This is a genomic window from Mesorhizobium sp. M7A.F.Ca.CA.004.06.1.1 (genome assembly GCF_003999135.1).
GTDB lineage: Bacteria > Pseudomonadota > Alphaproteobacteria > Rhizobiales > Rhizobiaceae > Mesorhizobium.
In genome coordinates, this window is sequence record NZ_RZPQ01000395.1 from 1 (window position 1) to 5,419 (window position 5,419).

Consider the following 5,419-nt stretch of genomic DNA (forward strand, 5'->3'; position numbering starts at 1 on the left):
CTGCAGAAGCATGTCGAGGTCGACGAGCCCGAGGCCGACGGCGAGGCGATTGCCGATCAGACCGGCACCGCCGTTGCTGCCACCGACGCCGATGACGCCGAGGAGAACATCACCTTCGACCGCATGACCGAGGAAGATCTCCTGGCCGGCATCGAGGGTCTGGTGCCACCGGAAAAAAGCGACGACTACTAAGAGCCTGGATCAAGCATCCGGCACTTCCGTCCTGGCAGTTTCGTGGCTATCTATGACATGCGCCGTACAGCAGTGCGGCGCATGATTCATTTCACCGCTGCGAGATCCCGCCCATGATGCGTCAGTATGAGCTTGTCGAGCGCGTCCAGCGCTACAAGCCTGACGTCAACGAGGCGTTGCTCAACAAGGCCTATGTCTATGCCATGCAGAAGCATGGCCACCAGAAGCGCGCTTCCGGCGACCCGTATTTCTCGCACCCGCTCGAAGTCGCCGCCATCCTCACCGAGATGCATATGGACGAGGCGACGATCGCGGTCGCCCTGCTGCACGACACGATCGAGGACACGACCGCCACACGGGCTGAGATCGACGATCTGTTCGGCCCCGAAATGGGCAAGCTGGTCGAGGGCCTGACCAAGCTGAAGAAGCTCGATCTCGTCTCGAAGAAGGCCGAGCAGGCGGAAAACCTGAGAAAGCTTCTGCTGGCGATTTCAGAAGATGTCCGCGTGCTGCTGGTCAAGCTCGCCGACCGCCTGCACAATATGCGCACCCTCGACCACATGCCGGAGGCCAAGCGCCTGCGCATCGCCGAGGAGACGATGGATATCTACGCGCCGCTGGCCGGCCGCATGGGCATGCAAGGCATGCGCGAGGAGCTGGAAGAGATCGCCTTCCGCTTCATCAATCCGGAAGCCTATCGCGCCGTCACCGCACGGCTTGCCGAAATCTTCGAGCGCAACAAGGGCGTGCTGACGGACATCGAAAAGGCGCTGTCCACGCTGTTCGAGAAGCATGCGATCAACGCCGGCGTGAAGAGCCGGCAGAAGAAGCCGTGGTCGGTGTTCCGCAAGATGGAGGCCAAGGCGCTGTCCTTCGAGCAGCTCTCGGATATTTTCGGCTTCCGCGTCGTCGTCGACACGGTCGAGGATTGTTACAGGGCGCTTGGCGCCATCCACACCGCGTGGTCGATGGTGCCCGGCCGCTTCAAGGACTACATCTCGACGCCGAAGCAGAACGATTATCGGTCGATCCACACCACCATCGTCGGCCCGTCGCGCCAGCGTGTCGAGCTGCAAATCCGCACCCGAGAGATGAACAAGATCGCCGAATACGGCGTCGCTGCCCATTCGATCTACAAGGACACCGGCGGCAAGACGAATGGCGCCGCCCACGCGATTTCGAAGGAAACCAACGCCTACGCCTGGCTGCGGCGCACCATCGAGCAGCTTGCCGAGGGCGACAATCCCGAGGATTTCCTCGAAAATACCAAGCTGGAGCTGTTCCAGGACCAGGTGTTCTGCTTCACCCCGAAAGGCATGTTGATTGCGCTGCCGCGCGGCGCGACGCCGATCGATTTCGCCTACGCGGTGCACACCGATGTCGGCGACACCTGCGTCGGTGCCAAGGTCAACGGCCGCATCATGCCGCTGATGACGGAGCTGAAGAACGGCGATGAGGTCGAGATCATCCGCTCCAAGGCGCAGGTGCCGCCGGCGGCATGGGAATCGGTCGTCGTCACCGGCAAGGCGCGCTCGGCCATCCGCCGTGCCACCAAGAACGCCATCCGCAAGCAATATTCGGGTCTCGGCATCCGCATCCTGGAACGCGCCTTCGAGCGTGCCGGCAAGACCTTCACCAAGGAGAGCCTGAAGCAGGTGCTGCACAGGCTGGCGCGCAAGGACATCGAGGATGTGCTGGCCTCCGTCGGGCGCGGCGAGCTCGCCTCCACCGACGTCATGAAGGCGGTATTCCCCGACTACAAGGATGAGCGCGTCACTACGGCCGTCCCCAAGCCGCGCGAGGAGGGCTGGTCGAAGATCCGCAATGCCGCCGGCATGTTGTTCCAGATTCCGGGTCGTGCCGCGCGCAAGGACAAGGACCAGCCACGCGATGGCGCCGTGCCGATTCGCGGCGTGCGCGGCGATCTGCCGGTGCGTTTCGCGCCGGAAGGGGCAGTGCCTGGCGATCGCATCGTCGGCATCGTCCAGCCGGGCACCGGCATCACCATCTATCCGATCCAGTCGCCGGCGCTGCAGGCGTTCGATGACCAGCCCGAGCGCTGGATCGACGTGCGCTGGGACATCGATGAGCGCACCAAGGAACGCTTTCCGGCGCGTGTCTCGGTCACCGCCATCAACGCGCCGGGGTCACTCGCCGATATAGCGCAGGTGGTTGCCTCGAACGACGCCAATATCCATACGCTGTCGATGGTGCGCACTGCGCCCGACTTCACCGAAATGCTGATCGATCTCGAAGTCTGGGATCTCAAGCACCTCAACCGGCTGCTGTCGCAGCTCAAGGACAATTCGAGCGTCAGCGACGCAAGACGCGTAAATGGCTAGATCATGCTCCGGTTTCGGACAAAGTCATGGTCAATCAAAAAGAGGCAGAAATGAACACCGATGAAGTGCTGGGCATTTTCCGCGAGGCGGGTGCTGTTCTGGAAGGGCATTTCATTTTGACCTCGGGCCTGCGCAGTCCGGTCTTCCTGCAGAAGGCGCGCGTGTTCATGCATGCCGACAAGACCGAGCTACTGTGCAAGGCGCTGGCGGAGAAAATCCGCGCAGGCGTGCCCGGCAAGATCGACTATGTCGTCGGCCCGGCGATCGGCGGGCTGATCCCAGCCTACGAGACCTCGCGCCATCTCCGCGTGCCGGCGATCTGGGTCGAGCGGGAAGGCGGCGAGTTCCGCTTGCGCCGCTTCGAGATCGCCAGGGGTTCGCGTGTCGTCATCGTCGAGGACATCGTCACCACTGGCCTGTCGATCCGAGAGACCATCGAGTGCCTGCGCGATCTTGGCGCCGAGGTAGTGGCCGCGGCCTGCATCATCGACCGTTCGGCTGGCAAGACCGATGTCGGTGTGCCGCTCATCGCGCTGGCCGAGTATGAGGTCCCGGCCTATCCGGCCGACCGGCTGCCGCCGGAGCTTGCCGCCATCCCGGCGATCAAGCCCGGCAGCCGCAACATCTGACGGGGCATTTTTTTCGCCCAACAGTGTGCGGCGGTTTTGGGGAAAGCGACATGCGTGAAGACAAATTGGAAATGATCACCGGCATCGATCATTTCGTGCTGACGGTCGCTTCGCTGGAAGTGACCTGTGAGTTTTACCAGCGCGTGCTGGGTTTTGAGCGCATCGACGCGGCGGATCGGCCGACGGCGCTGGCTTTCGGTATCCATAAGATCAATGTGCATGAGGTCGGCCGCACTTTCGAGCCGAAGGCGAAGTCGCCGGCTCCGGGCTCGAGCGATTTCTGCCTGGTCACGGACGGGCCACTGGATGAGGTCCGTGCCCGGCTCGCGGCCAATGGTGTGGCGGTGGAACTCGGTCCGGTTGAACGTGTCGGGGCCCGCGGTCCGATGATGTCGGTCTATTTCCGCGACCCGGACGGCAATCTGGTCGAGGTCAGCGAATACCTGCCGTAGCGCTGGTGCTCTTCGAAAAAGCGACTGCCAGTTTTCCTTAAATTCGCCGCGATTGTCCAATGTTCGAAGCATGAACCACCCCGAGGGGCGGCGACGAGTGCGCATCGGACAGACGGTGCTTGGTTGTTCTTCTGTCAGCGCGTCGTTATATCATGCTTGCGATTGCCATTGGGTGATCGTCAAGCGCAAGATGTGGCTACCACGCCCGGCTAAGGTGCCGTTGCGGGAGCCGTGGAACGGGAACAGAGTGCTTTTTCGACGCCGCAAGCCTGATGGCCTTTATGAGCGGGTGCGTACCTACCTTTGGCCGCGCCGCTCATTTTCGCGCTCGCTTCAGTATTTTTCCAAGCGCATCCTGCGGCTGAAGGCCACACCGCATGCGGTGGCGGCCGGCGTTGCAGCGGGGGTCTTCGCTTCATTCTTTCCCGTCGGTTTCCATTTCATCATCGCTGCCCTCCTGTGCTGGGTGATCGCCGGCAATCTGGTGGCGGCCGCTCTCGGCGCGGTTTTTTTCGGCAACCCCCTGACCTTCCCGTTGCTATGGGGGGCGTCGTGGGAAACGGGCAAGCTCATCCTGCATGACCGCTTGCCGACGCATGGGCCGCCGGCACATCTGGGCGAGATGTTGCACAACCTCTCCTTCGCGCAATTGTGGAAACCGGTCCTTGAACCGATGCTGATAGGCGCGGTTCCGCTCGGGCTCGCCTTCGGGCTGCTGTTTTACGCCATCACGCGCTGGGGCATGAACGCTTTCCGCGACCAGCGGTGCAAACGTCTGGCCCAGCGCGCAAGCCGGCATGCGCAATCGCCCCATCCCGGCGCAAGCATCGGTTCCACCGCGCGATGATCATCGGCATCGGCAGCGACCTGATCGACATCAGACGCATCGAGAAATCGCTGGAGCGTCACGGCCAGCGCTTCATCCAGAGAATCTACACCGAGGTCGAACAGGCGCGTTCGGACAATCGAGGCGCCCGCGCGGCCTCTTATGCCAAACGCTTCGCCGCCAAGGAGGCCTGCGCCAAGGCGCTGGGCACCGGTATGGCGCAGGGGGTGTTCTGGCGCGACATGGGTGTCGTCAACCTGCCCAGTGGCGCGCCGACCATGGCTCTGACGGGAGGAGCGCAGGCCAGGCTGGACAAGATCCTGCCAAACGGCCATCGGGCGGCAATCCACCTCACCATCACGGATGATTTCCCGCTCGCTCAAGCCTTTGTGATCATCGAGGCGCTGCCCGTCGAAGAAGCGCCACATTGATTGCCTCTGACGACCGGCATTGACGTTGCCCAGCGCGCGCCGAGACTCTATACCATCCAACGCACAATCGAGGACGACATGAGCGTGGCTGAAAAATCCGAGAAGAAATCCGGCGGGCTTGGCGAGACCGTCAGCGTCATCGTCCAGGCGCTTTTGCTCGCCCTGGTCATCCGCACGCTGCTGTTCCAGCCTTTTTCGATCCCGTCGGGATCAATGCGGCCGACGCTTCTTGAAGGCGACTATCTGTTCGTCACCAAATGGTCCTATGGCTATTCGCGGTACTCGCTGCCTTTCGGCCCCGACATCTTTTCGGGCCGTATCTGGGGCGCCGAGCCGAAGCGCGGCGACGTGGCGGTGTTCAAGTTCCCGCCTGATCCGTCCGTCGACTACATCAAGCGCGTTGTCGGCCTGCCGGGTGACAAGATCCAGGTCAAGGACGGCCAGCTGTTCATCAACGGCGTCGGCGTGCCGCGCGTGAAAACAGGCCAGATCGACAATCCCGACATCACCGAGGAATCGCGCCCGATCGATGTCTATCGTGAGACCT

General features: G+C 62.5%; 6 protein-coding genes and 1 pseudogene. All 7 read left to right on the forward strand.

Annotation, left to right across the window (positions count from 1 at the left end; all coding sequences use genetic code 11):
• Nucleotides 1-192: pseudogene (locus tag EN906_RS21485) on the forward strand (DNA-directed RNA polymerase subunit omega); the annotation flags it as partial.
• A 113-nt stretch (nucleotides 193-305) separates the two neighbouring features.
• Nucleotides 306-2,534, forward strand: coding sequence for a bifunctional (p)ppGpp synthetase/guanosine-3',5'-bis(diphosphate) 3'-pyrophosphohydrolase (locus EN906_RS21490; protein WP_023812864.1), 2,229 nt, complete (start codon nucleotides 306-308; stop codon nucleotides 2,532-2,534).
• Nucleotides 2,535-2,584: 50 nt separating this feature from the next.
• On the forward strand, nucleotides 2,585-3,163 hold the full coding sequence (gene pyrE / locus EN906_RS21495) for an orotate phosphoribosyltransferase (protein ID WP_127267157.1): 579 nt from the start codon (nucleotides 2,585-2,587) through the stop codon (nucleotides 3,161-3,163).
• Between the two features lie 71 nt (nucleotides 3,164-3,234).
• On the forward strand, nucleotides 3,235-3,615 hold the full coding sequence (locus EN906_RS21500; RefSeq protein ID WP_164749033.1) for a VOC family protein: 381 nt from the start codon (nucleotides 3,235-3,237) through the stop codon (nucleotides 3,613-3,615).
• A gap of 247 nt (nucleotides 3,616-3,862) precedes the next feature.
• Nucleotides 3,863-4,462 carry a DUF2062 domain-containing protein gene (locus EN906_RS21505; RefSeq protein ID WP_127375354.1) on the forward strand — a complete coding sequence of 200 codons (600 nt, stop codon included), beginning with the start codon at nucleotides 3,863-3,865 and terminating at the stop codon, nucleotides 4,460-4,462.
• Nucleotides 4,459-4,872, forward strand: a complete 414-nt coding sequence (acpS, locus tag EN906_RS21510) for a holo-ACP synthase (protein WP_127267159.1) — start codon at nucleotides 4,459-4,461, stop codon at nucleotides 4,870-4,872. The genes EN906_RS21505 and acpS overlap by 4 nt, the downstream gene beginning before the upstream one ends.
• Nucleotides 4,873-4,950: 78 nt before the next feature.
• A partial coding sequence (gene lepB / locus EN906_RS21515; RefSeq protein WP_127375353.1) for a signal peptidase I occupies nucleotides 4,951-5,419 on the forward strand: 469 nt, incomplete at its 3' end.